At 55.6% G+C, this 26,439-nt stretch carries 17 protein-coding genes; 3 read left to right on the top strand and 14 right to left on the bottom strand.

Annotation, left to right across the window (positions count from 1 at the left end; translation table 11 throughout):
- Positions 1 to 81: 81 nt before the first annotated feature.
- The 8 genes from INT19_RS16890 to INT19_RS16855 form a co-directional block, all read right to left on the bottom strand.
- Positions 82 to 879, bottom strand: a complete 798-nt coding sequence (locus INT19_RS16890) for a Cof-type HAD-IIB family hydrolase (protein WP_193061593.1) — start codon at positions 877 to 879, stop codon at positions 82 to 84.
- A gap of 128 nt (positions 880 to 1,007) precedes the next feature.
- Positions 1,008 to 3,701: a beta-N-acetylhexosaminidase gene (locus INT19_RS16885; RefSeq protein WP_193061592.1), complete on the bottom strand. Its 2,694-nt coding sequence runs from the start codon at positions 3,699 to 3,701 to the stop codon at positions 1,008 to 1,010.
- 17 nt (positions 3,702 to 3,718) lie between these two features.
- Entirely contained in the window at positions 3,719 to 5,125 is a 1,407-nt protein-coding gene (locus tag INT19_RS16880; RefSeq protein ID WP_193061591.1) for an OprD family outer membrane porin, read from the bottom strand.
- 192 nt (positions 5,126 to 5,317) lie between these two features.
- Positions 5,318 to 7,072: an N-acetylglucosamine-specific PTS transporter subunit IIBC gene (gene nagE, locus INT19_RS16875; protein ID WP_193061590.1), complete on the bottom strand. Its 1,755-nt coding sequence runs from the start codon at positions 7,070 to 7,072 to the stop codon at positions 5,318 to 5,320.
- 1 nt (position 7,073) lies between these two features.
- Positions 7,074 to 9,653, bottom strand: a complete 2,580-nt coding sequence (gene ptsP, locus INT19_RS16870; RefSeq protein WP_193061589.1) for a phosphoenolpyruvate--protein phosphotransferase — start codon at positions 9,651 to 9,653, stop codon at positions 7,074 to 7,076.
- Between the two features lie 29 nt (positions 9,654 to 9,682).
- Entirely contained in the window at positions 9,683 to 10,702 is a 1,020-nt protein-coding gene (locus tag INT19_RS16865; protein ID WP_089038760.1) for an SIS domain-containing protein, read from the bottom strand.
- Positions 10,703 to 11,818, bottom strand: a complete 1,116-nt coding sequence (nagA, locus tag INT19_RS16860) for an N-acetylglucosamine-6-phosphate deacetylase (RefSeq protein ID WP_193061588.1) — start codon at positions 11,816 to 11,818, stop codon at positions 10,703 to 10,705.
- A gap of 8 nt (positions 11,819 to 11,826) precedes the next feature.
- The gene (locus INT19_RS16855) at positions 11,827 to 12,561 is read right to left on the bottom strand and encodes a GntR family transcriptional regulator (RefSeq protein ID WP_089038762.1); all 735 of its coding nucleotides are present in this window, start codon (positions 12,559 to 12,561) and stop codon (positions 11,827 to 11,829) included.
- Positions 12,562 to 12,815: 254 nt separating this feature from the next.
- Here INT19_RS16855 and INT19_RS16850 point away from each other — a divergent pair, with 254 nt between their 5' ends.
- The 3 genes from INT19_RS16850 to INT19_RS16840 all read left to right on the top strand — a co-directional run bounded on the left by INT19_RS16850 (position 12,816) and on the right by INT19_RS16840 (position 17,025).
- Positions 12,816 to 14,756 carry an exoribonuclease II gene (locus tag INT19_RS16850; protein WP_089040889.1) on the top strand — a complete coding sequence of 647 codons (1,941 nt, stop codon included), beginning with the start codon at positions 12,816 to 12,818 and terminating at the stop codon, positions 14,754 to 14,756.
- A 132-nt stretch (positions 14,757 to 14,888) separates the two neighbouring features.
- On the top strand, positions 14,889 to 16,007 hold the full coding sequence (locus INT19_RS16845; RefSeq protein ID WP_193061587.1) for a glycosyltransferase family 4 protein: 1,119 nt from the start codon (positions 14,889 to 14,891) through the stop codon (positions 16,005 to 16,007).
- The gene (locus tag INT19_RS16840; protein WP_193061586.1) at positions 15,985 to 17,025 is read left to right on the top strand and encodes a lysylphosphatidylglycerol synthase transmembrane domain-containing protein; all 1,041 of its coding nucleotides are present in this window, start codon (positions 15,985 to 15,987) and stop codon (positions 17,023 to 17,025) included. The genes INT19_RS16845 and INT19_RS16840 overlap by 23 nt, the downstream gene beginning before the upstream one ends.
- 66 nt (positions 17,026 to 17,091) lie before the next feature.
- Here the strand turns inward: INT19_RS16840 and sucD are convergent, their stop codons facing one another.
- From sucD to INT19_RS16810, 6 genes are all read right to left on the bottom strand, one after another.
- Positions 17,092 to 17,964, bottom strand: a complete 873-nt coding sequence (gene sucD, locus INT19_RS16835; protein WP_009722518.1) for a succinate--CoA ligase subunit alpha — start codon at positions 17,962 to 17,964, stop codon at positions 17,092 to 17,094.
- A complete protein-coding gene (gene sucC, locus INT19_RS16830) occupies positions 17,964 to 19,130 on the bottom strand; it encodes an ADP-forming succinate--CoA ligase subunit beta (RefSeq protein ID WP_009722517.1) in 1,167 nt (388 codons plus the stop codon). Before sucC ends, sucD begins: the two co-directional genes overlap by 1 nt.
- A 149-nt stretch (positions 19,131 to 19,279) precedes the next feature.
- Positions 19,280 to 20,719 (bottom strand): dihydrolipoyl dehydrogenase, encoded by a 1,440-nt coding sequence (gene lpdA / locus INT19_RS16825; protein ID WP_089038765.1) that lies wholly within the window; start codon positions 20,717 to 20,719, stop codon positions 19,280 to 19,282.
- Between the two features lie 114 nt (positions 20,720 to 20,833).
- Positions 20,834 to 22,399: a 2-oxoglutarate dehydrogenase complex dihydrolipoyllysine-residue succinyltransferase gene (odhB, locus tag INT19_RS16820; protein WP_193061585.1), complete on the bottom strand. Its 1,566-nt coding sequence runs from the start codon at positions 22,397 to 22,399 to the stop codon at positions 20,834 to 20,836.
- A gap of 38 nt (positions 22,400 to 22,437) precedes the next feature.
- Positions 22,438 to 25,272 (bottom strand): 2-oxoglutarate dehydrogenase E1 component, encoded by a 2,835-nt coding sequence (locus INT19_RS16815; protein WP_089040890.1) that lies wholly within the window; start codon positions 25,270 to 25,272, stop codon positions 22,438 to 22,440.
- 434 nt (positions 25,273 to 25,706) lie between these two features.
- On the bottom strand, positions 25,707 to 26,417 hold the full coding sequence (locus tag INT19_RS16810; protein ID WP_009722513.1) for a succinate dehydrogenase iron-sulfur subunit: 711 nt from the start codon (positions 26,415 to 26,417) through the stop codon (positions 25,707 to 25,709).
- Positions 26,418 to 26,439: the final 22 nt, after the last annotated feature.

Here is a 26,439-nt window from a genome sequence, read left to right as displayed (position 1 = left end):
TCATTTTAGGGGCTAGATGATGGTGGAGTGGCCACCCTATCGCAAGCGGCCATCGACCAAGGTTGCAGCGTGAAGCGTTTATTACAGCGCGAAGCGCTTTGCTAGCCACTGAGCGACAGCCGCTTCGCCATGATGGCCAATACGCTCAGCGCTGGAAACACGATCAAATAGGGCTAGGTGGGCATTCGCCATTACCTGGGCTTCCCCTGCCAGATTAAGCATTTCAGTATCGTTTAGGTTATCGCCAAATGCTAAGCACTCTGCCGGCGTTAGCTTTAGCTTTTTCAGCAGCGCCGTTAAGGCCACGCCTTTATTAACGCCACCCGCCATAATTTCTAAAGAGTCGATCGTTGAGTATGTGATATGTAAGCTGTGACCATGCGCCTCCTGGGCCTGACATTCCAATTGCGCTAACGCAGCCGGATCGCCCAGATAGAGCACTTTACCAACTCCATCGGCATCCATCGCTTCCGGCGGCACAACCTCGTAACCAAAGCCCGTCGAGGCATGCAATGACAACAGATGCGGTGCGTCGGCATCGATATACCAGCCGCTTTCACGGTAAAGGTTGAGCCTCACCTGAGGCGGGCGCGGCAACTGAATAAGCGTTTCGGCATGGGCTGGTTCAAGATGGGTCGCGCTCAAAAGCGTGCCATCTGGAGCATGGATATATGCCCCGTTGGTACTGATTAAATAGGCCGGGATATCCAACTGATCGCGAAACACCCGCATATCGTTATAGTGGCGACCAGACGCCAGCGCGACATGATGGCCCTGCGATACAAGCGCTCTCAGCACCTCAATAGTGCTGTCGTGCAGTCGGTGGTCGCTGCCTAACAGCGTACCGTCAAGGTCGGAAACGATAAGGCGTGATGTCATGGTGCACTCCTGGTGATAGAACTTCTCAGCTTATCCGATTACGCTCGCCGCTCCCAGCCGGACTACAGAGACTCAGAGCCCTCCAAGGCAACACCGATTTATGAGGGCTCTCGCTACCTGAACAGTAGTTAATTTAGCGTCACGACACGGCTATGCCGCTGACCATTGGCACTGGCGCTGCGCAGTAGCACCGTGTTTTTCACCTCGGGTGGCGCGCTGTCCTGATAGACCTGCCAGCTTGCCCCATCGTCTAAGGAGTACTCAATACTTACTCCCGGCAGAGCGACATTGGCCACTAGCCTACCCGCTTCAACCCGGGCTCCTGGCAACGGCAGACGATAAGCGATTCCATCACGCTCCAGCCGTGGTAGGACACGCTGGCCAAGCAGGTTGGCAAAACGCTGCCAGTCCTCGATCAACGACTCATGGTCGACAAAGGACGTCTCGCCACCGATGAACGCCTGACCAGGTTGATAATCGAGTTCCCACTCGGCTTGGTGCCAGGCTCGCTCGGCCAACGCTAGCAGACGCGGGAAGATCATGTACTCCATCTGCGTCTCGCTACGTACCGTTTCACCCCAGGCTTGAGCGGAAATCCCCCGAGCGCCTTGCCACCCCTCGGCGCTCTCGGAACGAAAGGTATTGCCGTCTCGATCAACTGAGGTTTCCGCATTTTGCGCCAGATTATCGGGGGCAAAGGAGAACACTTTGCGCGTATCGGTGAAACGTGTCGCCCAGTAGTAGCCTCGTTCGTGTGGGTTGACCTCGTAGGGCATGTCAAAGTAGAGATAATCTGGGCTAGAAAGAATCACCTCATAGCCCCGCGACTGCCACTCGGCCACCGACTGACTACCGCCCCAAAACAGCGGATCCCAGAAATTGACCGCGACCTGCGGCGTCGCAAACTCGGAGGCGGACTCAACATGCTTTAGGCCGTCTTGCCAGGCTGACATCCGCGCTATTCCGTAGCTATCAGCGAGTTGATTGACCTGTAGGGCAAAACGGCTCGGCAGTTCCTCTACAGAAGCGACCTCTCCATCGGCAACGCTCTGTTGGCAAATTGGCGACGCCTCCCAGGGATGGTGCTGATCACTCTGGTCGATGGTTCCTCGCCAGTCGACCGGTTCTTCAGCATCGATATCCTGAAAACCATGACCTAGCAGGATATTCTTGGCTTCATCACCACCAAAGTGCCAATTGTCCAGCGCCTGGCCCGCCTCTTGGTGCATCGATACCACTTCGCCCATCACCTTATCGACAAAGCGGTTCGTCGACTCAAGACAGGGGTTAAGGTAGCTGCGACGATCATAGAGCTGAACCGACAGCGTATTAGACGTATCTTCAGGGTCGATTAATCGATACTCATTGGCTGCCGCACTATCGCCCTCCTCCATCAGCCGACGATATCGCGCTTCCATAGCCACCACAGCGGCACGAGCATGAGCCGGCATATCAATTTCAGGCACCACCTGAATATGGCGAGCCTCGGCATAGCGAACGATATCGATATAATCCTCACGGGTGTAGAAACCGCTACCGGCAGTATCGTCCTCTGGCCCAGAGCCCAACTGAGGTAAAAGACAGTTCATTTCTTCCAGATCATGACAGCGCTTGCTGCCTACTTCGGTTAATTCCGCCAACCCCGGAATTTCCAGCCGCCAGCCCTCATCATCGGTGAGATGGAAGTGGAAACGGTTGAGCTTGTACGCAGCCATCTGATCCAGCAAGCGCAACACTGAGGCCTTATCTTTGAAATTCCGTGCAACATCCAACATGACGCCGCGATAGTCGTAACGTGGAGCATCATCAATGTCCATCGCTGGCACCAGCCCTTCCTCATCCATGGCCGCTATTAGCGACTGGACAGCGTAGAAAGCCCCGCTAGCGTCAAAGGCCAGAATATCGGCACCGGACTCATTGAGCTGCAGGCGATAGCCTCCCTCCCGTGCCAACGCTTCATCGAGAACGTCTGACTCAGAGACCAAGCGGGCTCGGATCACCAAGCTGTCGCCACCTTCGTTGACGGGGATGTCGAGCCGTTCGAAGCGCTCTCCCAGTACCGCTAGGCTGGCCTCGCTCAGCATTGGCATCTCGAGGCTGACCCCTTCAGACAAATCGAGAGTAGCCTCTCCCAGGCGAGATGAGCGCGGTGTCGGCAAAATAGCTCCCCGCAATGCGTCGGCGGGCATTGCAGTGGCCGCAGCGTTGCGCTCGAAGCGTGTCTCGGCCGTCATCACCACGTTGTTATCGTCCGGTGTACGCATAAGCTGCTCACCGAAAGGAGCACGGACAAAATCGGTCAGCACTTCATCACGGGTATTATCGATCACCGCGGTTTCATCGCCCACTGCCAGGTACCAGTTGGGCATCACATCGGTCATGAATAGCTGCCAGTACTCACCCACGATGGGAATTTCCAGGCTCTCTCCAGCGTCCAGTCCAGTAAAGGTGTCATTGGGTTCAAGGCGATGGAGATCCCCTGTGATACGCGTCAGTGACAGTTCAGGATGATCCATCTGCAGCAGACGACGAATACTCGAGAAATACAGCCCCCAGTCGCTCGCCTCAATGGCCTTATCGGAGGTATTGGTCAAAAGGATCGTCGCGGTGAAACAGGCGGCGTAATCCGCCCCCAATCTCTGGCAGTCGATATCATGCGCCTGTGGCTGGTTGGCAGTTACCTTGTACTGCACGTCTAGCCGCTGCGCCAAGTCATGGGCAGACGACGCATCAAGCTGAGTGGTTTCGCTGGCCTGGGCTGCCGCCGAGTTGATTGCAACCCCGATAGCCAGTGTCGTTAGGGCCTTCGTCAATGTTGTCATTGTTTTCACCTCAAGCATTACAGAATCGAGAAAGGAGCCACGACCGTGAACTTGATGTCGTGCTCATCTTGAAAGGCATTTTTAAAGCCGCCATCTCCCCAGGAGGCGTAGTCGGTGCGGTTGTCGTAGCGGGTATAGTGCAGTTGAAAACGCGTGCCCTCGGCCCAGCCATTCTGAACTTTGTAATGCACGTCAAAGTTCCAGGCGGACTCACTGAAGCGGCGCCCGGGGTCCTCAAAACCTGAGTAGGGACGAGCATCCCAGCCATAAGCATGAGCCAAGCCCAGTGACCAACCAGGCAAATCCCAGCCTTCCAGGTCATAGGTGACACCGGCGTAGAGGGACTTTTCACCATCGTGATTCCAGTCGGATCGGGCATCCCACCAGATATCCAAGCGGCCGTTGGACGATGCATAAGGAGTGGTCATTCGCGGCAGGAAGTAGCCCTGAGCCCCAGGTGCATGCACCCAGCTAAACTCAAGCCGCCAATCGAAGGCCCCCTGATCATAGTGAGCGGTAAGCACCTGTTGCCAGGCAGTACCGTCATAGACGTCGTTGGCTGAGCCATCGTCATGGCGGTCACGGGCGGCGTAGGTTTGGTAACTCAAACGCAGCGGGGAGTCGTTCAGCTGGGTAGCATAAGACACCTTGCCGAACCCTTGATCCATATAGCCCTGGGCTTGCCCAAAAGCTGCTTCGATGGCCAAGTCATCGGTGACGTCGTAGCGTGCTCCCAGCGAGTGCAGGTAGTCGATCGTTTCTCCATCAGCTTGGCGGAACTCGTAGAAGCTCTGATACCAAGGCGCCTTGTAACGATCAGCATGAAAATAGCTCAGCGATAGGTCACCTATCCTGGCGCCGAGTTCTCCACCGCGATAAGTGCCTGGCAGGAAGGACCAGTTAGGGGCGATAACACTGGTGCCTTGGGGCTGCAGATAGCCTAGCCGCCCCCACATATCGCCAAACTTGAACTTGAGTGCGGCCCGGTAGAGGCTGGCACCATTCGTCTCCTTGCCGTCCCAGCGCTCCTCCCAGAGCGTACTCGCTGGGCGGAAATTGAATTCCGTGCCCTGGTGGCGGTTCTGAAAGTCGTAAGCAGCAAAGGCGGCTAGATCCAGTCCTACAACGCCCCCCGCATGACCACTCGAAAAGTCGACAGCCAGATTGGCGGTGGAGTGCTGCAGATTGGAAGCGTAAGCCCCTGGAGTGCCCTCGCCATCAGGCCCCATACCTCCCGAACGACGATCACGGTCGCGATAGATATAAAACAGGGTGGTCTCAAGGCTGGCCTCTTCCATAAAGCCCTGGGGCTCGTCGGCAGAAGATGTCAAAGGAACCAACGATAAGGTACCGATCAGGGCTAGTTGACCAAAGCGACCTAACGGTTGCCCTTTTTGGGGCGTAGGTATGCTTGATATCAGCATGGCGTCGTATCCGATTGTTGTTGATTTTGTATTAGCGTTGCAGTGATGTGCACGTTTTAAAGACGCGCGGGGTCTGTGGGGCAGCGCAGCGCTGCCCCATAAACATGGGTCTATGACGTAGAAGTCTTGGCTAAATCGCCACGGCTCCCCGTTACTCGGCCGTTGCCGAGTAACGGGTGTCGATTACGAGCGTTAGGCTCTTAGTGAATGCGCGATAGCAGCGGCTTGATCGCCGACGATCAGATGCCATGTATTGCCGTTCAACGCCTGAATGCCTCTACATCCCAGTTGGTCAAGCGCTGCGCTGTCTAGACCAGCGCCATCGACTAGCTCTACGCGCAGGCGTGTCTGGGCTTGGACGTCCAGCCGTTGCACGTTGGCATTACCACCTAAGGCAGCCATCCAGCGTTGGGCCACCTCGGCGGGCAATGCCGTTGGTTGAGAAGGGGTTGCGGGGGTGCCAGGGCTCTGTTCAGAAGGACTATGTGCAGAAGGACTATGTGCAGCAGGGCCATGAGAAGAGGTATTAGCATCAATCGCCGCTCCACTCTGCTTGAGCGCTTGTCGAATCTCATCTGCGATACCATCCGCAATGGGCCCCATCACTACCTGGAGACCACCGCCCTGGAGACGCATAATCCCCCGAGAGCCCAACGATTTCAGAGCCGGCTCATCAATTGCCTCAGGATTCTCCAGCACCAAGCGCAACCGAGTCGTACAGGCACCTACGCTTTGCAGGTTGCTCGCGCCACCTAACGCCGTGACAAACGCTGGGCCACGCTCACCGAGTGGTGTCGGGGCTGCTGCGGAGGAAGCACTTTCCGGCTCGCGCCCTGGGGTAGGTAGATTAAAGCGGACGATGGCCCAGCGAAATACCGTGTAGTACAGAACAAAATAGACGAGGCCGACAGGCAGCATCAGCCAACCATTGGTGGAAAGCCCGTAAGAGAGTGCAAAGTCAAAGGCTCCAGCGGAGAAGGTGAAGCCAAGCTTCACGTCCAGCCAGTGCAGCAGCGCCATGGAAATGCCTGTTAACACTGCGTGCATGCCATAAAGCAGCGGTGCCAGAAACATAAAGGTGAATTCGATGGGTTCGGTGACACCGGTCAGGAAAGCCGTCAATGCCAGCGAAAGTAACAAGCCACCCACCTGGGCACGGCGTCCTTTTGGTGCGGCATGGTACATGGCCAGCGCCGCGGCTGGCAGGCCGAACATCATCACCGGGAAAAAGCCCGCCATAAAGCGCCCTGCTTCAGGGTCACCAGCAAAGAAACGGTTAAGGTCGCCATTGGCTACTACCCCAGCGGCTGTCTCAAAATTGCCGAAGACGAACCACACCAGGCTATTCAGCACGTGATGCAGACCCGTCATAATCAACAAACGGTTAATCGTTTCGTAAACGAAAAGCCCCAGTTCACCGGCGCCAATCAGCCAGTGACCAAGAGCATCAATGCCATGTTGAATAGGCGGCCAAATCACCCCAAAAACCACCCCCATTGCTACTGCCGCTAGGCCAGTAGCAATAGGTACAAAGCGTCGCCCACCAAAAAAGGCCAGATAGTCAGGGAGCTGAATCGACTTATAGCGATTATAAAGCAGGCCTGCCACGCTGCCGGCAATAATCCCTGCCAGCACCCCCATATCAATCTCAGGGTTAAGCGCGGTCAGCACCGCATCTAGCACCAGGTAGCCAATCACCCCGGCCAGGCCGGCAGCGCCGTTACTATCATCCGCGAAGCCTACGGCGAGGCCGATGGCAAAAATCAGCGCCAGGTTGGCGAAAATGGCCTGGCCAGCGCCAGCAATAAAGGCAACATCCAGCAGATCAGGCTGCCCAAGGCGCAGCAATAGACCTGCAATGGGCAATACCGCGATGGGTAGCATCAGAGAGCGGCCAAGCCGCTGTAGCCCGCCCATCAGGCGGGAACCGAAGGTCGTAGAAGACATTTCAGCACCTCTCAAGGGTCGTTGTTGTTATGTCGGTTTGGTTGGCCTTAGCAAGCCACGCGCTTAAGTGCTGGCGTACAGCGGTCGCATCGTCCAAGGCCAGTAGTGCGGGAAGTTCATCTGCCAGTGCGGCAGCATTCAGGCAACGCAGGGCAGCTTTCACTGCAGGCACACGTGCAGGTTCTACAGAGAGTTCATCGACACCCAGCGCGACGAGCAGAAGCGCGACCCGCTCATCACCCGCGGCGGCACCGCAGACACCCACGGGGCAGTGTCCTTTCGCGCCGTCTACCGTCGCTTGAATCAGCCGCAGCACCGCGGGATGCAATACATCCGCTCGTGCGGTGAGCGCCGGGTCCTCACGGTCCATCGCCAGGGTGTACTGGGTTAAATCGTTGGTGCCGATTGACAGAAAGTCGGCTTCAACAGCGAGGCTTCTGGCGCACAGAGCAGCACTAGGCACCTCGATCATGGCACCAAGGCGCGGCCGCGCATCGAGCCCCATTTCGCTGGCCAACGTCTCTAAGCGCTTGCGCACTTCGCGCAGCTCGCCAACCTCGGTCACCATCGGCAGCATGATATGTAACGTTTCCAACGGCGTAACGCCGAGTAGCGCTCGCAGCTGGGTCTCCAGCAGTTCAGGCTGGCTGGCCCACAAACGAGCGCCCCGCACGCCCAGCGCTGGGTTAGGTACTGACGGCAATCGCAGATAAGGAAGCTGCTTGTCTGCACCAATATCCAGGGTGCGAATAATCACAGGCTTGCCATCTAAGGCCTTCACAGCAGCCTGATACTCATCACGCTGAGTCGCTTCACTGGGGGCACTATCTCGCTCAAGAAAAAGAAACTCACTGCGCAGTAGACCTACACCATCAGCACCCGAATCTGCCGCTAAACGCGCCTCTTCGGCGCCACCGATATTGGCGCATACCTCAATTTCTCGCCCGTCCAGAGTGATCGCTGGTTCATGGGCTAACGCTTGCGCTTGCTCTGCTTCATAACGGCGAGCATCAATGCGCTCTGCCACTTCCGCCCGTTGAGTAGCGCTAGGGCTCAACGCCAAGCGCCCATTTTCCGCATCTAGAATGACGCTCTCGTTTGTGGCGCTATTAGCAGCGTCGATTAGGCTCGCCCCCATGGCCACGAGGCAGGGAATACCTCGGGCGCGTGCCAAAATGGCCACATGAGAAGTGGTGCCGCCGCCCGCGAGACACAGCCCAGCAGGATGCTGGGTAGCAACGGCCACCAGCTCTGAGGGTGTCAGCTCATCAGCAACGACGACGGCCCCTTTAGGCAGCTCAGGAAGTGCCGCTTGCTGGTCGTCGCTTAGTTCCACCATCACACGGCGCTGCAAGTCGCGCAGATCTGCAACCCTGGCGGCAAGCAGCGCATTTCCGCTCGCCGCAAGCCTTGCGGCCTCGTCATCAAGCGCCTCACGCCAAGCTTGGCCAGCGCTGCGACCTTCACTAATGTGCTTACCTGCCGCTGCTGCCAAATCGGGATCATCGAGCCAGGCGCCATGGGCAGCAAAGATTTCCGCCTCGGCGCTCTGCCCCTGGCGCGTTGCTTGCGTTTCAGCGTTGGCTAACGCCTCGCCAACGCTTAACAGCGCCTTTTTCAAGCGAGCTGTCTCAACGGCTTCGCCCTCGCCCATCAAGGGCACGGCGGGTAGCGGCAATTGATAAGAGACAAGCGGACCGATGGCTAAACCAGGGCTAGCCACTAAGCCAGCCAGTTCGCCCTCTTTAAGTGCCACTGCGGTTAATGTAGACGACGCAGGTGCGCTATGTTCGTCGGCTTCAGGCGTGGTCAACAGACGCTCGGCGGCATCCAGCGCAACCTCAGCAGCCCCTCCCTGGGCAGTCAGTTTTAACGTTGCGCCTTCGGTCAGGCCCAAGTTCATTAATGCACTAAGACTAGCGGCGCTAGCACTGGCAGCGTTGTCGCTTGAACCCTCATGTTGCACCGTCAGATTAACGTTATGCTCGCGAGCAATAGCACGCAGTCGGGCAGCCGGTCGCGCATGCAGCCCCGATGCCAAGGCTAGGGTCACCCGGCGCTCAGCTAACGGCCCTTCAGCACGTGTATCGGATTGCTCAGTAGCCGTGCGGGTTAGCACCAGCAAAGGCTCGCCAAGGGAAACCTGCTCACCCTCGCGGTGCTTCGACGGCAGTAATTGCCAACCAACCGCTTCGGTGATCACCAATGGGGTAATCAGCGCACTTGCGCCCAGCGCTAACGCATCGGCATCGAAGCGGCACAGCGGGTCACCCGCGCGCACTTGATCACCTACGGCGACCAAAGGCTCAATACCTTTTCCGTTTAACTCAACCGTATCCAGGCCAAGGTGAAGCAGTAATTCAGCACCCGCCTCGGTTCTCAAGGTGAACGCATGATGGGTACGCGCGCACTGCACCACTTCACCATCACAGGGAGCATGCAGGCATTCGCCCAGTGGATCGAGAGCAATGCCCTCTCCCAGGGTTAGGCTGGCGAAAACCGGATCGGGCACCGCTGTTAGGGGTACCACAACCCCCGCCACGGGGGCCCGCAGCGTTAATGACTGATTTGAATCTGACATGGGAGGACTCCCAAGATTGTTGTTATACGTTACAGGGTGCAGGTAACTTTATTGAGGTGCCGTGGGCGATCTGGATCGCTTCCCCGGGCCTCTGCAAGACCAGCCACCATTTGATAAAAGCTCTGAATCACCGACAGTGGCTGCAGAGCCTCATGACCAGCATCTACCAAGGTCAAATTGCGCTGTACCACGCTCTTGTCGGCAGCAAGGACGACTCGGGCGCCAACACTCTTGAGCCAATCGGTTAACTCCAGCAAACCAGCCTGTTCGGGCCCTGGTGGCGCGAATACCAACACCGGATAATCAGGGCCAATCAGCGCCATCGGACCATGGCGAACTTCGGCACCGCTAAAGGATTCCGCTTGAATCGCACAGGTTTCTTTAAACTTGAGCGCCGCCTCCTGAGCGACTGCAAGACCCGCTCCACGACCAATCACCATCATCTTGTCGGCATTTAGTAATGCCTCGATGGCTGGGGACCAATCCATCGCCAGGGCCTGGGTCAGTCGTTCTGGAAGTTGTTCCAAAGCAGTGAGTAGCAGGCGGTCTTCCTGCCAGTGGCCGATAAGCTGCGCCATGGCAGAAAGCGTGGCCAAGTAGCTTTTGGTGGCAGCGACACTTTTTTCTTCTCCCGCGTAGAGCGGAATTTCACTATCGCTGGCCGCGCCCAGAGGCGACTGCGGCGTATTGACTAACGCTATCGTTCGAGCCCCAGCGGCAGCGAGCGACTGCTGCATCGCCACTAGGTCAGGGCTTTGTCCAGATTGGGAAACCGCCAAGGATAATTGCCCTGTTAGTCGCCAAGGCGCCTTAGCCAGGGTAGTCAGCGAGGGAGGCAGCGAGGCCACCGGAATGCCTTTACGCTGCATACATTGGTAGGCGAAGTAGCTGGCGGCATGATCGGAACTGCCCCGCGCCACGGTGACTGCGGCAGTCGGCTCGGCAAGGCGCAAGCGTTCACCTAGTGCAGCAAGCAACGCGTGATTACGCTGCAACTGACCGCGAACACGTTCAGGGGCGTTGCGAGTTTCTTCAAGCATCAAAGACATTTATGAGGCTCCTTGGGCGTTTCCACAGATATGACGGCCTTCGACATAGACCGCTTGGAGTTGAAGTTGGGGGTCAAGGATGACCAGATCCGCCAATGCGCCCTCTTGCAGGCGGCCAATGTCGTCGATCCCCAGGAAGTCGGCGGGGAAACGTGACAGGCGATCCGAGGCGTCCGCCAGGGTAAGACCGAGGCTAACGAAGTTACGTAACGCCTGATCCATGGTCAGCGTACTGCCTGCCAAAGTGCCGTCAGCCAAACGCACACCTCCCAGACATTTGGTGACGGTCTGCTCACCTAGACGGTAATCACCGTCTGGCATGCCTGCCGCTGCCGTGGAGTCGGTAACCGCGTAGAGATTAGGGATGCAACGTAAGGCGGCACGGATGGCACCAGGGTGTACGTGCAGCAGATCAGGAATCACTTCGGCGTACTGCGCATGGGCGAGCGCTGCGCCGACCATTCCCGGCTTGCGGTGATGCAGTCCGGTCATGGCATTGAACAGATGAGTAAACCCGCAGGCACCATGAGCCAATGCCTCAACGCCCTCTTCATAGCTGCCAAGCGTATGCCCTATCTGAACCCGCACGCCGCGTTCGCTGAGATGGCGAATTAATGCATAGTGGCCAGCTAACTCAGGGGCAAGTGTCAGTAAGCGGATGGGGGCCAAAGCACACAGCTCATCCACCCCCTCAATCACCCCATTACGCGCATAGGCGGGTTGAGCACCCAGCTTGCCAGGATTGATATAAGGACCTTCCAAATGGACGCCCAACACCTTGGCGGCGTCCGGCTCCTGCGCCTCCATATAGCGGGCGATATCGCCTAGCACCTGACGGATCCGCTCATCTGGCGCCGTCATGGTGGTAGCAAGCAAACGGGTAGTTCCAAAGCGCACATGGGTGCGCGCTAGGGTGGCAACAGCTGTGCCGCCCTCCATGGTGTCGGCACCACCACCACCATGCACATGCAAATCTATAAAGCCGGGAATAATGCGTGGATGGTCATTGGTATCAGGATCTACCGGATCGCCGTCAATGCGCCTAATACGCCCGTCTTCCCAGTGGATCTCTCCCAGGCGCCAGCCCTCAGAGGTGAGAATATTGCCAAACTGCATAAAACCTCCTAGCGGGTCATCTCGACCATAAAGTCGTAATAATCAGTGCGGCAGTAGGTAACGGTAAGCTCCGCCGGAGAGCCATCTGCGAGATAGCCTAGACGCGTCACTTTGAGCAGCGCCTGGCCCTCAGGCACCTCAGCCAGCATGGCTAGTTCTGCGCTGGCATTGATAGCCGTCACATGCTGCAAAGCACGTGCTATGCCTCTGCCGCTGGCTTCCAACGTTGCATAAAGCGATGTATCGACCCGGAGAGGATCGGGCAGCACCGAGATGGGCAGGCAACTCTCTTCCACCGCCATTACCACCTCATCGGCTAAACGCAAACGCTTGAGACGCGCGACTTGAGCGTCAGCCCCCAGGCCAAGGCGCATGCTCTCTTCTGCACTGGGGTTGGCCAGCTTGCGTTCCAACCAATGAGAACTCGGCGTAAACCCACGCTGGGTGAGCAGCTCGGTAAAACTGGCGAGCCGTGACAAGGACTGATTGAGGCGAGGGGCAATAAACGTGCCCGAACCACGGCTTCGGCGAATCAGCCCAAGTTCTGCTAGGCGATCTAACGCCTTCCGCGCAGTAATGCGCGAAACCGCTAAGCTTTCGGCCAAGTTGCGCTCAGAAGGCAACGCCTCGCCGGCTTGCCAGGCGCCCGTCTCAATTGCTTGTTCTAGCTGGCGCGCTAACTGCTGATAAAGCGGTGTTGCGCCCTGAGGATCAAGATGTAGCTGAGTAAAGCGTGGGTCCATGAGTGTCTCCCAGTAGCGGCCATACCAATTAGATACCACTATAGACCCAATGAGATACCAATCAAATACCAATTAGCTACAACTATGGTTGAATAGTGACATCCGCCCTGGCCAATAAGGCAATAAAGCGCGCACATAATTGAACGCAGATCGTTGATAGTTTGGGGCCAAAGCGAACTTCAGGGTAACCACGATTGGCGCGGCCTTTGGGAATCCGTATAGTGGCAGGCTACTCTCGCCAACTGATTGAACACATGCTGCAAAACAACTCATTGCTTGCCCAGCTCAAGCAACAGATCCGTGACACCACTCCACGCGCTGAAGGGGTGATCAAAGCCACCGAAAAAGGCTTCGGTTTTCTTGAAACCGACAGCGGTGAATCTTATTTCGTGCCGCCCCCCGCCATGAAGCAAGTACTCCATGGCGATCGCGTCGAGGCGGTGATCCATGAAAACGGCGACAAAAAGTCCGTAGAGCCTGAGAAGCTGATCGAAGCTGGGCTTGACCGCTTTGTTGCCCGTGTTCAGAAGCGCGAAGACCGTTTAGCCGTTGTGCCCGACCATCCGTCGATTCGCAATGTGCTGAAGGCGCGCATAAAGAACAGCCTGGATGAAGCCACCATTGCTGATGGCGACTGGGTTGTCGCGCGGCTGGTACGCCACCCGCTGAAAGAGAACGATCGCGGCTTCTTCACGCAAATTGATGAGCTAGTGGCTAAGGCCGACGACCCCGCCGTTCCGTGGCGCGTCACCCTTGCCCGCCATGCGCTGGAACAAGAGTGCCCGGACGCAGGTACCGAGTGGCCACTGCATGATGAAGGGTTAACCCGTGAAGACCTCACAGCGCAGCCCTTCTTTACTATCGATGGCGAAAAAACCCGCGATATGGACGACGCGCTACACGTGGAAGCGCTGGAGAGCGGCGGTTGGCGGCTAAGCGTTGCGATCGCTGACCCAACGGCCTACGTTGAAGAAGGCCATGCGGCCGACCTTGAAGCGCGCACCCGTGCTTTTACGGTCTACTTACCCGGCCAAAATGTAACGATGTTGCCTGAACAGCTGGCAGATGACCTCTGCTCGCTATGGGAAGGTCAGGACCGCCCTGCCCTTGCCTGCTCGCTGGACATTAATGCCGACGGCAGCCTAGGTGATTACCGCTTTTTTGCGGCTAACGTAAAATCCCACGCCAAACTAGTCTATGACCGCGTTTCCGACTGGATTGACGGTCAAGGCGAGTGGGCTCCCGCTGACAATATCGCTGAACAGCTGAAAGCACTGCGCGATTTGACTGAGGCGCGCACCGCTTGGCGCAACGAACATGCGCTGGTGTTTAAAGATCGTCCTGATTACGTTTTCGACCTGGACGACGCGGGCAACGTCTTAGGCATTCGCACCGAAGATCGCCGCATTGCCAACCGTATGATTGAAGAGTCGATGATTGCCGCTAACGCTTGCTGCGCGGACTTCCTCGCCAAACATATCGGTCACGGTATCTTTAATGTGCACCGCGCTTTTGAGCCTGAAAAAGCCGAATCTGCTCAAGAGTTCTTAGCAACTCAGGAGATTGAGGTCGCCCAGGAAGCGCTGACTGAGCTGGCTCACTACAAAGAGCTAAAGCGCGCTCTGGAAAGCCGTGATGATGCCTGGCTGGACGCGCGTCTGCGCCGCTTCCAAGGCTTTACCAGCATGTCCGCTCAACCTGGCCCGCACTTTGGTCTTGGGCTACCGGCTTATGCCACCTGGACGTCGCCAATTCGTAAGTACGGCGATATGGTCAACCATCGTTTGATCAAGCGAGTGCTTAAAGGTGAACAGGCTCCGGCAGAAGCCAGCCAGCAGCTCACCGAGCAACTCACCGAGCGGCGGCGCCTGAACCGTATGGCAGAACGCGACGTAAAAGATTGGCTCTACGTTCGCTACTTAACGCCAGCGGCTCAAAACCAAGACGCCTTCGACGCAGAGATCATGGCGATCAACCGTGGTGGTATGCGAGTACGCCTGCTGGAAAATGGTGCTACCGCCTTCGTACCCGCCCCGCTAATGCACAGCGATCGCGATAAAGTGGTCATTGATGATAAAGAGGGTCGCATTCAAATTGAAGGCGAAGAGCGCTACAAGCTGGGCGACAGCCTGCGCATTGCGCTAACAGAAGCCCGTGAGGAAACCCGCTCGCTGGTCGCCAAACCCACAGAATAACGTTACCTTGCACCGCCCACGCCACGGCATTGCCGTGGCGTTTTATTTTCCCGCCACCCATTAACTGTCGCAGAACTGACTTATTTCTTCCTTATGGTAATCCGATGACACCCTTGTAGTTCGGAGGTTACCTTGCACATCGCTGATGTGACCATGTTTCACGCCCCGGCAAGCGGCGGCGTTCGTACTTATCTGCAAGCTAAACACCGGGTGCTAGCGCACACGGCAAACCTACGCACTAGCTTGTTAGTGCCGGGAGCTGAGCGCGATAGCCTGGGTGACCACCACACCTTGCCAGCGCTACACCTCCCCTTGGGCCAGGGCTACCGCTTTCCGCTGAGAGGGTCACGCTGGCGCGATGCACTAATCGAGCTAAAACCTGATCTTATCGAGGCTGGCGACCCTTATGTAACGGCATGGGCAGCCCTTGCCGCAGGCCAAACGCTTGGCGTACCGGTGGTCGGATTTTATCACTCAGACCTTCCACGCTTAATGGGGGATCGCTTTGGCCGCTACGTAGAGAAACGCTTAACGCGCTATGTCAAAGACCTCTACTGCCAATTTGATAGCGTGCTGGCCCCCTGTAACGCTATGGCTAATCGACTCAGGGAGTGGGGAGTCGATAACGTTCGCGTACAGCCATTAGGGGTCGATTTAAACCATTTTCACCCCCAGCAGCGAGATCCCGCCTTCCGCCAAGGCATGGGTATTCCCAGCGATAAAAAGCTGCTGATCTTTGTCGGTCGCAATTCCCGCGAGAAAAATATTGATGTGCTGCTGGCGACAATGCGCCAGCTCGGCAGTGATTACCATTTATTGCTGATGGGTCCCGGCATGCCCCATCAGGTACCCAACAATGTCACTGTCGTGGATCGCTGCTGCGGCGCACATGAAGTGGCCAAAGCACTCGCCAGTAGCGATGCCCTTCTGCATGCGGGCACCCGGGAAACCTTTGGCTTGATCGCTCAAGAAGCGATGGCCTGCGGTATCCCTGTCGTGGGTGCTAGGGCCGGTGCGCTGGTCGAAAATGTGCCATTAGGCGCAGGCATTCTGTGTCAGCCACTCGACCCGGAGGCCATGGCCGAGGCATGCACGGCCTTGTTCAGTAATGACATCGCCGCCAGCGGGCGTTATGCCCGTCATTTTGTCGAACGCCAGTTCAGTTGGGATAGCGTTATCCAGTCTCTTCTTGAGCACTACATCGACCTTTGCAACATTGAACGGCCCAATGCCCTCGCCCACCACCACTAAGCCCCAACGATTACTGCGTTTTCGCCCGCTGCATGGTTTTCTACTGGCGGGGGCACTCTTGGCCCCGCTAGTGCTTACCACTTGGCTGGGCGGTGCTGAGGCGCTGCAGCGTATTAAACATTTTCCATTGGCGTTATTGCTGTTGATGCTGCTATTAGCGTTTCTGTGTTGGAACCTGAATGCAGCAAGGCTGCGGCTAATGTTAGGTGGCCGTGCAGGGCAACTTGGCCAACGTGGTGCGCTGGGCATTGAGCTGGCATCAAAGTTTGCGTTGTGCGCTACGCCTGGAGGGAGTGGAGGGCCAGCCACTCTACTTATCCTGCTTGCACGACGCGGCTTTCCTCCCGCCAAAGGGGCAGCGGTGTTTTTGATTGACCAAGGCTGTGACTTGCTGTTCTTCCTTACCATGCTGAGCGGTTTGATGCTCTTCTCTCTGGCCAGCGATACCCAGTGGCCGCATCAGTCACTAGTACAGTGGTCACTGGTCGGTTTAGCATTTATGGCGACGCTGGTCAGTGGTGTGATGTGTTATTTACCCAGCCTGCTGCGTGCAGGTGGCGTTATAACGACATGGCCAAGCCGTTACCGACGGCGCTGGATAGTAAGGCGCTTATTACGATGCCGATATGCGCTCAAGGTCACACTCGCGCTGCCTTTTACGACGCTGCTCGCGATGATGATGCTTACCGCAGCGCATTGGCTAATGCGCTATAGCTTGCTCTATGTCGCGGTGCTGGGCGTGGGCGGCCATGCCGATTGGATGTGGACGTTTTTAACCCAAATGCTGGCCATGGCGGCCAGCCAGCTGAGCTTTCTTCCTGGCGGCGCAGGTGCGGCTGAAGTCGGCGTAGGCAGTTTGTTACTGCCCTTGATGGAACGCGAGCAGGCCGCAGCAGCCGTCCTAGTGTGGCGTCTGGTGAGCTACCACCTCTATTTAGCGGTGGGGGCACCACTATTTATTCTGTACAGCTACCGAATGCTAAACAGAAAATCCGATAATAAAACGCCGGAAGGATAACCGTGCACCAACGAATAAGGGCGCCCCGAGGGGCGCCCTTATCGCGTGCGACTAGAGGTCGATAGCTTACCAGCCAGTGACTTCTTTCAGTGCATCGCCGATTTCAGCCAGAGAACGCACGGTTTTAACACCGGCATCTTCCAGGGCAGCAAATTTCTCATCCGCAGTACCTTTACCGCCAGAGATGATTGCGCCCGCATGGCCCATACGCTTGCCAGGAGGTGCAGTGACACCAGCAATGTAGGAAACCACAGGCTTAGAAACGTTGGCTTTGATGTAAGCCGCTGCTTCTTCTTCAGCCGTACCACCGATTTCACCGATCATCACGATCGCTTCGGTTTTCGGGTCTTTCTCGAACATTTCAAGAATGTCGATAAAGTTAGAACCCGGAATCGGGTCACCACCGATGCCTACACAGGTAGACTGACCGAAACCATGGTCAGTTGTCTGCTTAACGGCTTCGTAAGTCAGGGTGCCTGAACGCGACACGATACCGACTTTACCCGGCTGGTGAATGTGGCCCGGCATGATGCCAATTTTACATTCGCCAGGCGTGATAACACCTGGGCAGTTCGGGCCGATCAGACGCACGCCCAGCTCGTCACATTTTACTTTTGCTTCGAGCATGTCTAGCGTCGCGATACCTTCGGTGATGCACACGATCAGCTTGATGCCAGCGTTAGCAGCTTCAAGAATCGAGTCTTTACAGAACGGTGCCGGAACGTAGATCACGCTGGCTTCCGCGCCGGTTTTCTCAACCGCTTCTTTCACGGTGTTGAAAACGGGCAGGCCCAGGTGCGTCTGGCCGCCTTTGCCCGGCGTAACACCACCGACCATTTGCGTGCCATAGGCAATCGCCTGTTCGGAGTGGAACGTGCCCTGGCCACCCGTGAAACCTTGGCAGATGACCTTGGTGTTCTTATCGATCAGGATGCTCATTACTTGCCCTCCGCTGCTTTTACAACCTGCTGAGCCGCGTCGGTCAGACTGGTAGCAGCGATGATGTTCAGACCGCTAGACGCCAGTTTTTCAGCGCCCAATTCAGCGTTATTACCTTCCAGACGCACAACCACTGGAACGTTAACACCAACTTGTTCAACAGCACCGATGATGCCTTCAGCAATCATGTCGCAACGAACGATACCGCCGAAGATGTTCACCAGAACCGCTTTGACGTTGTCGTCAGACAGGATGATCTTGAACGCTTCTGCAACGCGCTCTTTGGTCGCGCCACCACCAACGTCCAGGAAGTTAGCAGGCTTGCCGCCACTCAGGTTGACGATGTCCATGGTGCCCATGGCCAGGCCAGCACCGTTAACCATGCAGCCGATGTTGCCATCAAGCGCTACATAGTTCAGTTCCCACTTCGCTGCATCAGCTTCACGCTGATCTTCCTGGGAAGGATCGCGCATCGCTTGAAGGTCTGGATGACGGTACAGCGCGTTGCTGTCGAGCCCCAGTTTGGCGTCGAGGCAGTGCAGATTGCCTTCGTCGGTAATAACCAGCGGGTTAATTTCTAACAGTGCCAGATCTTTGTCATGGAACAGCTTAGAAAGGCCCAGGAAGATCTTGGTGAACTGCTTGATCTGATCGCCTTTCAGGCCCAGAGCAAATGCCAGCTCACGCGCTTGGTAGGGCTGTGCGCCGACCAGCGGATCGATTTCAGCTTTCAAAATCTTTTCTGGCGTTTCTTCTGCAACGGTCTCGATTTCAACACCACCTTCGGTAGAGGCCATGAAGACCACGCGACGGGTGGTGCGATCGACGACGGCGCCGAGATACAGCTCGTCAGCGATGTCGGTGCAAGTCTCAACCAAAATTTTAGCAACCGGCTGACCTTTTTCGTCAGTCTGGAAGGTGACCAGGTTCTTACCTAACCACTGCTCGGCGAAAGCTTTTGCTTCAGCCGGATCTTTAATCAGCTTAACGCCACCCGCTTTACCGCGGCCGCCAGCGTGAACCTGGGCTTTAACCACCCACATGTCACCGCCGATCTTTTTGCACGCTTCTTCAGCTTCTTCGGGAGTGTCCACGGCAAAGCCTTTAGACACTGGTAGACCATAATCAGCAAACAGCTGTTTGCCTTGATACTCGTGAAGGTTCATCGATTCATGCCATTGGTTGCATGTGACTCGAACGATGACCCGCTGCTTTAAAAGAGCGGGGCATCCCCGTACCTTCGTCCCCGCTGATTTCTCACAGAGCCGAAAGTGTTGCGCCACCTGACGGTGGCGCTTGGTTGTTGCTTAGCGAATTACTTGCGCTTCTTACGGTTAGCCATATGAATGGCATGGCCGTCTACCGCAAGAGCGGCTTCATGCACAGCTTCCGACATAGTCGGGTGTGCATAGCAGGTCAGAGCTAGGTCTTCAGCGCTAGAGCCGAATTCCATTGCAATCACGCCCTGGGCAATCATCTCACCCGCGTGCTGACCAACAATATGCATGCCGAGAATACGGTCAGTTTCCGCATCGGCGATAATCTTGGCGCTACCCTCGGTGGCGTTATTCGCCATCGCACGACCACTTGCCGCGAACGGGAAGCTACCAGTCTTAACTTCAATACCTTTCGCTTTGGCATCTTGCTCAGTCATACCGACCCAAGCGACTTCCGGGAACGTGTAGATCACGTTCGGAATCGTGTCGTAGTTCATCTCGGCTTTGTGGCCAGCGATGATATCAGCGACCATGATGCCTTCTTCAGATGCCTTGTGCGCCAGCATGGGGCCACGCACACAGTCACCAATAGCATAAACACCGGGTACGTTCGTGCGGCACTGGTCATCAACAAAGATAAAACCGCGTTCGTCCAGTTCAACGCTCACACCATCGGCAATCACACCCTTGGTGTACGGACGGCGACCAACGCAAACAATCAGTTTGTCGAAGGTCATTTCCTGTTCGCCATTGGCATCGGTGTACTTAACGATGACTTCATCGCCATTGGATTCCGAGCCTGTTACGCGGGCGCCCAGTTTAATATCCAGCCCCTGCTTTTTGAGCAGTTTCTGTGTTTCTTTTGCGATCGCCGTATCGACCATCGGCAAGAAGCTATCCATCGCTTCCAGAACAGTAACTTCAGAACCTAAGCGGTTCCAAACGCTACCCAGCTCTAGGCCGATAACGCCAGCACCAATAACGCCTAAACGCTTCGGCGTTTCCTGGAATTCCAGCGCGCCGGTAGAGTCAACAATCAAGCCTTCGGTTAGCGGCGTCGGTGGAATTTCAACCGGCACGGAACCTGCAGCAACAACGATGTTATCAGCGTCGTAAGTGGTGGTATTGCCGTCTAGATCGGTCACTTCGACTTGCTTACCGGAAACCACTTTACCGGTGCCCTCAATAGCCGTAACACCATTGGCTTTAAATAAGCCAGAGATGCCGCCGGTCAAGTTCTTAACGATCTTGTCCTTGCGAGCCATCATTTTTTTGACGTCCATCGTGACGTCACCGGCATTAATACCCATGTCGTCGAAATCGTGCTTGGCTTCGACGAACTTGTGCGAGGCTTCAAGCAACGCTTTAGACGGGATACAGCCGACGTTCAAACACGTACCGCCGTGAACGACGTTGCCTTCTTTACCAATCCATTTTTCAACACAGGCGGCCTTCAGGCCCAGCTGCGCAGCGCGGATAGCCGCTACGTAGCCACCAGGACCTGCACCGATAACGATCACATCAAACTTGTCAGCCATGTTGGCTCCTTTAGCTTGGTTGCCTCCCCCCGTTTGAACTTAAAACGGGCAGGAGGCAAGGTGCGATTGCATTAGAACGCTAATACAGCAGAGGAGGCGGATCAGCGCGCTCCGTTATACGTCCAGCAGCAAGCGAGCCGGGTCTTCCAGCAGCTCTTTAATAGTAACCAAGAATCGTACCGCATCTTTACCATCAATCATGCGGTGGTCGTAGGACAGCGCCAGATACATCATCGGGCGAATCTCGACCTTACCATTCACAGCCATTGGACGATCCTGGATTTTATGCATACCCAGGATAGCGGTTTGAGGTGGATTGATAATCGGGGTCGACATCAAAGAACCAAATGTACCGCCGTTAGTGATAGTGAAGGTACCGCCGATCATGTCATCCATGCCCAGCTTACCGTCACGACCACGCTTACCGAAATCAACAATCGTGCGCTCAACGTCGGCAATTTTCATGCTATCGGTATCACGTAGCACCGGTACCACCAGGCCACGATCCGTTGATACCGCAACGCCGATATCTTGATAACCGTGGTAAACGATATCGGTACCATCAATAGAGGCGTTAACATCCGGGAAGCGCTTGAGTGCTTCAGAAGCCGCTTTTACAAAGAAGCCCATAAAGCCCAGTTTAATATCGTGGGTTTTCTGGAACGTATCTTTGTACTGCGCACGAAGCGCCATGATTTCAGTCATGTCCACTTCGTTATAAGTGGTCAGCATGGCAGCCGTTTGCTGCGCCTGAACCAGACGCTTAGCAATGGTTTGACGCAGACGCGTCATCGGAACGCGCTTCTCGACGCGATCACCTTCCACTGCCGGTGCGGCGGCAGCTGCTTTCGCCGGCGCTGAAGATTTCGCTGCTTTTTTGGCAGAACCATCTTTCACGGCTTTTTGCACGTCTTCTTTCAAGATGCGGCCACCTTTGCCGGTGCCCTCAATCTTGGCAACATCCAAATCATGCTCAGCAACCATCTTGCGTGCCGCCGGCGCTAGGATCTTATCGCCGACCTTCTCATCAGCGCCTTCATCATCGCTACCCGCAGCACTTGAAGCAGAGGCACTGCTGCTCTCTTCACCGGCGCCACCAGCACCTTCGGTAAAGATGGCCAGAACCGCTTCGGATTCAACCTGGCTGCCTTCTTCGGCTTTAATTTCTGCCAGTGCGCCGTCGGCAGGTGCGACAACTTCGAGCACTACCTTGTCGGTTTCGATGTCGGCTAACACTTCATCGCGTTTAACCGCTTCACCAACCTTCTTGTGCCACGTTGCCACGGTGCCTTCCTGGATAGATTCAGGGAAGCTTGGGGCTTTTACGTCATGTTGCTTACCACCGCCGTTACCGCCGCTGGCTTTTTTCTCTTCACTTTTCTCAGCAGGCTTTTTAGCACTAGCATCATCAGAAGATGTATCTTCTTTGCCACTTGCTGCGCTGCTTTCACCGATTTTGCCTAACACTTGCTCTGACTCAACGGTATCGCCTTCTTCTGCCATCACGTCAGTCAGGGTACCCGCTTCCGGTGCGACGACTTCTAGCACCACTTTGTCGGTTTCGATTTCAACAATCAGCTCGTCACGTTCGACGCTGTCACCCGGCTTTTTATGCCACGCAGCCACAGTGCCTTCGGCAACGGATTCCGGAAAGGTTGGCGCTTTGATATCAGTAGCCATGTCGTTTCCCTTATATGTTCTCTAAACCCGGTGGGCGCTTATAGGTTAAAAGCGTCTTCCACCAGCTGGCGCTGCTGTTCAGTGTGGACGGACATATAGCCCGCTGCCGGTGCGGCAGAGGCAGGACGTCCTGCAAATTTCAAATCACGTCCGAGACCATCTTTCAGCATATCGGCGACGGCGCGCATGTGGTGCTGACTTGAGTACCAAGCGCCCTGGTTTAGCGGCTCTTCCTGGCACCACACGATGTCTTCCACATTGGCATACGCCTGGAGCACTTCCAGAAGTTCTTCTTTCGGGAAGGGGTAGAGTTGCTCGAGACGAATAATCGCCGTGTCATCACGCTCGTTTTCTGCACGCCAGTTGGCTAGGTCGTAGTACACCTTACCGGCACACATAATAACGCGAGTCACCTTTTCTGCCTCAAGATTCGCCTGATCCGGTAGCACCATGTAGAACTTGCCGTGAGCAAGATCTTCTAGGCTAGATACCGCTTCTTTGTGGCGCAGTAGCGACTTCGGCGACATGATTACCAGTGGCTTACGCAACGGACGAATGACTTGACGTCGCATCAGATGATAAATCTGTGCGGGCGTCGTCGGCACACACACCTGCATGTTGTGCTCAGCGCACAGCTGCAAGAAGCGCTCTAAGCGCGCGGAGGAGTGCTCTGGCCCCTGACCTTCATAACCATGCGGCAACAGCATGGTCAGTCCACACAGTCGTCCCCACTTGGTCTCACCAGAAGAGATAAACTGGTCAACCACGACTTGGGCACCGTTGAAGAAGTCACCAAACTGGGCTTCCCAAATGACTAAGTCACCCGGCGCTGTCGTGGAGTAGCCGTACTCAAACGCCAGCACAGCCTCTTCCGATAGGAAAGAGTCGTGAATGGTAAAGCGCGGCTGACCGTCTGACATATTCTGCAGCGGTACGTACGTAGAACCATCTTTCTGGTTATGGATAACCGCATGACGGTGAGAGAACGTCCCACGACCAACATCCTGACCGGTAATACGAATCGGATGCCCTTGATCAAGCAGCGTGGCATACGCTAGCGTTTCAGCGAAGCCCCAGTTAAGCCCCATGCCGCCCGCCTGCATTTTGCGACGGTCTTCATAGATTTTAGCGACTTGGCGCTGTACTTCGACGCCATCAGGAACCTCACACATTCTCGCAGCCAGCTGCTGCAGACGCTTCATATCGAAGGTAGTGTCTGCATTACCGGTCCACTCATGCCCCAGGTAGGGAGCCCAGTCCACAAAGAGTGATGTATTAGGCTCCTGCACCAAGGCATTAGCTACGTGATTGCCTGCCACAAGATCATCGCGGTAGGTTTCAACCATTGCCTTAGCGTCTTCTTCTGACAATACGCCCTGTTCGACCAGACGCTTCGCATAGAGTGAACGCGAAGAAGGATGATCTTTAATCTTGGCGTACATCATCGGCTGGGTACCCGATGGCTCGTCGGCCTCGTTGTGGCCGCGGCGGCGGTAGCACACCAGATCAATAACAACGTCTTTCTTAAACTGTTGCCGGTAATCCAACGCCACTTGGGTCGCATGGATAACCGCATCAGGATCATCGCCGTTAACATGGAAAATCGGCGCCTGAACCATCTTAGCGATGTCAGTACAGTATTCGGTGGATCGCGCGTCCAAGGGGTTCGACGTCGTAAAGCCCACCTGGTTGTTAATCACGATGTGTACTGTGCCACCGGTTTTATAGGCACGGGTTTGAGACATCTGGAATGTCTCCATGACCACGCCCTGACCAGCAAACGCTGCATCGCCATGAACGTTGATTGGCAGAACTTTGCTGCCCTCTTCATCATTACGGCGATCTTGACGTGCGCGTACCGAGCCTTCTACTACCGGCGCAACAATTTCCAAATGCGACGGGTTAAACGACATTGCCAAGTGAACTTCGCCACCAGGCGACATGACGTTAGAGCTGAAGCCTTGGTGATATTTCACATCACCAGAACCACGCTCGATCACCTTTTTACCGTCGAATTCGTCGATCAATTCAGCGGGATTTTTCCCCAGAATATTAACCAACAGGTTCAAACGGCCACGGTGAGCCATGCCAATAACAACTTCTTTAGTGCCATAGCCACCGGAGCGCTGAATCAACTCGTCCATCATCGGAACAAATGATTCACCACCTTCAAGACCGAAGCGTTTGGTGCCTGGATATTTAGACGCTAGGTAATTTTCCAAACCTTCGGCAGCGGTAAGGCGCTCAAGCACATGCTTACGCACATCGTCGCTGAATTTCGGCGCACTGCGCACCGATTCAAAACGCCGTTGCAACCAACGTTTCTCTTCGGTATCAACAATGTGCATGATCTCGCAACCGATAGAGCGACAATAAGTCTGCTCCAGCGCGTCAACGATCTCACGCAACGGTGCTTTATCAATACCTAGAAAAAACGAGCCGGTCTGGAACTCGGTGTCAAGATCAGCCTTGGAAAGCTGATGAAATGACAGATCGAGGTCTGGGACGGGGGTGGGATTACGCAGTCCTAGCGGGTCGATATTGGCCTTCTGATGGCCACGAAAGCGGTATGCGTTAATCAGCTGCAGGACTTTTACCTGCTTTTTATTCTCACCGCTATCGGAGGCGGCGGCTACCCGGCCTGGGCGACTTTCACGACCCAGTTGGTAGAACTGATCACGAGTGGGGCTTAGTGGAACATCGTGGGAGGCACTGCCCTCAGAACGAGGCAACTGATCAAAATAGCTGCGCCATTCATCTGAGACAGAATCAGGATCGGCGAGGTACTGCTCATAAAGCGCTTCCACGTAGTGGACATTGCCACCACTAACGTGAGAGGAACGCCACATCAACTCCATTATGCCTTGTTGCATCTCTCGGTCACCCTGCACTGATGGGGTGGTATCGGTATCGCTGCAATCGCGCAACGACATCGCTATTGCCCTGCCGGCGGGGCGGGACATATGCCGGCGGCGCCGACCGAAGGCCGGAAGCCCTATTCATACTAGCTGTAAGTACTACATTTTCACTACGTACCACTTCAGTACGCTCTATTTCACTACGTACTATTATACCTTCGTCTACTCACTACGTTAATACGAAGGCTTCTTTTATCTAGTCATACTCAATCAGTTCATGCTCAAAAGCCGGTACTTGCGGCACCGGCTTTTAAACTTGACTGGTTAGATGGTGCGACGCGTCGCCGCACCACCTAACGCCCCTATGATAACAAGCGAAGCTCCACGATTTAAGTGGCTTTGTGCAGCAACTTACGTAGCGATCGCATTTTTTTCATAGGATTAGGCGTTTACGTCGCATCAGCCAACAACATTTCACGAATTTTACCAATTGCACGGGTCGGATTTAGTCCTTTTGGACAAACCGCAACGCAATTCATGATGCCGCGGCAACGGAACACGGAGAACGGATCTTCCAGGCTGGTAAGACGTTCGCGGGTAGCCGTGTCACGTGTATCCGCAAGAAAGCGATAAGACTGAAGCAAACCAGCCGGACCGACAAACTTGTCTGGATTCCACCAGAACGATGGGCATGACGTAGAGCAGCATGCACAAAGAATACACTCATACAGGCCATCTAGCTTGTCGCGCTCTTCTGGTGATTGCAGACGCTCAATCGCCGGTGCAGGCTCATCGTTCTGCAAGTACGGTTGAATGCGCTCGTACTGCTTATAGAACAGCCCCATATCCACAACCATATCGCGGATAACCGGCAGACCCGGCAATGGGCGCAAGGTCAGCTTATTGCCTTTCACAACATCTGACAGCGGCGTAATACATGCCAAGCCGTTTTTACCGTTCATGTTCATGCCATCGGAACCGCATACGCCCTCACGGCAGCTGCGACGGAACGCAAGTCCGCTATCCTGCTCTTTCATCAGATGCAGAACATCCAGCACCATCAGATCGCGGCCTTTGGTATCGACCTGGAACTCCTGCATATAGGGCGCGGAGTCGGTTTCCGGATTGTAGCGGTATACGGATACCTGAAGGTTAGACATGGTGACTCCCTCTCGTCAGTGC

The organism is Halomonas sp. 3A7M (assembly GCF_014897875.1).
In the GTDB taxonomy this organism is placed as follows: Bacteria; Pseudomonadota; Gammaproteobacteria; order Pseudomonadales; family Halomonadaceae; genus Vreelandella.
Note: the sequence above shows the minus strand (reverse complement) of the source record. Positions and strands in the feature narration are given on the sequence as shown.

What these genes read in the sequence shown, in the direction of transcription:
- INT19_RS16890 (WP_193061593.1), bottom strand. Translation starts at nt 879, where the DNA reads ATGACATCACGCCTTATCGTTTCCGACCTTGACGGTACGCTGTTAGGC.
- INT19_RS16885 (WP_193061592.1), bottom strand. Translation starts at nt 3,701, where the DNA reads ATGACAACATTGACGAAGGCCCTAACGACACTGGCTATCGGGGTTGCA.
- INT19_RS16880 (WP_193061591.1), bottom strand. Translation starts at nt 5,125, where the DNA reads ATGCTGATATCAAGCATACCTACGCCCCAAAAAGGGCAACCGTTAGGT.
- nagE (WP_193061590.1), bottom strand. Translation starts at nt 7,072, where the DNA reads ATGTCTTCTACGACCTTCGGTTCCCGCCTGATGGGCGGGCTACAGCGG.
- ptsP (WP_193061589.1), bottom strand. Translation starts at nt 9,653, where the DNA reads ATGTCAGATTCAAATCAGTCATTAACGCTGCGGGCCCCCGTGGCGGGG.
- INT19_RS16865 (WP_089038760.1), bottom strand. Translation starts at nt 10,702, where the DNA reads ATGTCTTTGATGCTTGAAGAAACTCGCAACGCCCCTGAACGTGTTCGC.
- nagA (WP_193061588.1), bottom strand. Translation starts at nt 11,818, where the DNA reads ATGCAGTTTGGCAATATTCTCACCTCTGAGGGCTGGCGCCTGGGAGAG.
- INT19_RS16855 (WP_089038762.1), bottom strand. Translation starts at nt 12,561, where the DNA reads ATGGACCCACGCTTTACTCAGCTACATCTTGATCCTCAGGGCGCAACA.
- INT19_RS16850 (WP_089040889.1), top strand. Translation starts at nt 12,816, where the DNA reads ATGCTGCAAAACAACTCATTGCTTGCCCAGCTCAAGCAACAGATCCGT.
- INT19_RS16840 (WP_193061586.1), top strand. Translation starts at nt 15,985, where the DNA reads ATGCCCTCGCCCACCACCACTAAGCCCCAACGATTACTGCGTTTTCGC.
- sucD (WP_009722518.1), bottom strand. Translation starts at nt 17,964, where the DNA reads ATGAGCATCCTGATCGATAAGAACACCAAGGTCATCTGCCAAGGTTTC.
- sucC (WP_009722517.1), bottom strand. Translation starts at nt 19,130, where the DNA reads ATGAACCTTCACGAGTATCAAGGCAAACAGCTGTTTGCTGATTATGGT.
- lpdA (WP_089038765.1), bottom strand. Translation starts at nt 20,719, where the DNA reads ATGGCTGACAAGTTTGATGTGATCGTTATCGGTGCAGGTCCTGGTGGC.
- odhB (WP_193061585.1), bottom strand. Translation starts at nt 22,399, where the DNA reads ATGGCTACTGATATCAAAGCGCCAACCTTTCCGGAATCCGTTGCCGAA.
- INT19_RS16815 (WP_089040890.1), bottom strand. Translation starts at nt 25,272, where the DNA reads ATGCAACAAGGCATAATGGAGTTGATGTGGCGTTCCTCTCACGTTAGT.
- INT19_RS16810 (WP_009722513.1), bottom strand. Translation starts at nt 26,417, where the DNA reads ATGTCTAACCTTCAGGTATCCGTATACCGCTACAATCCGGAAACCGAC.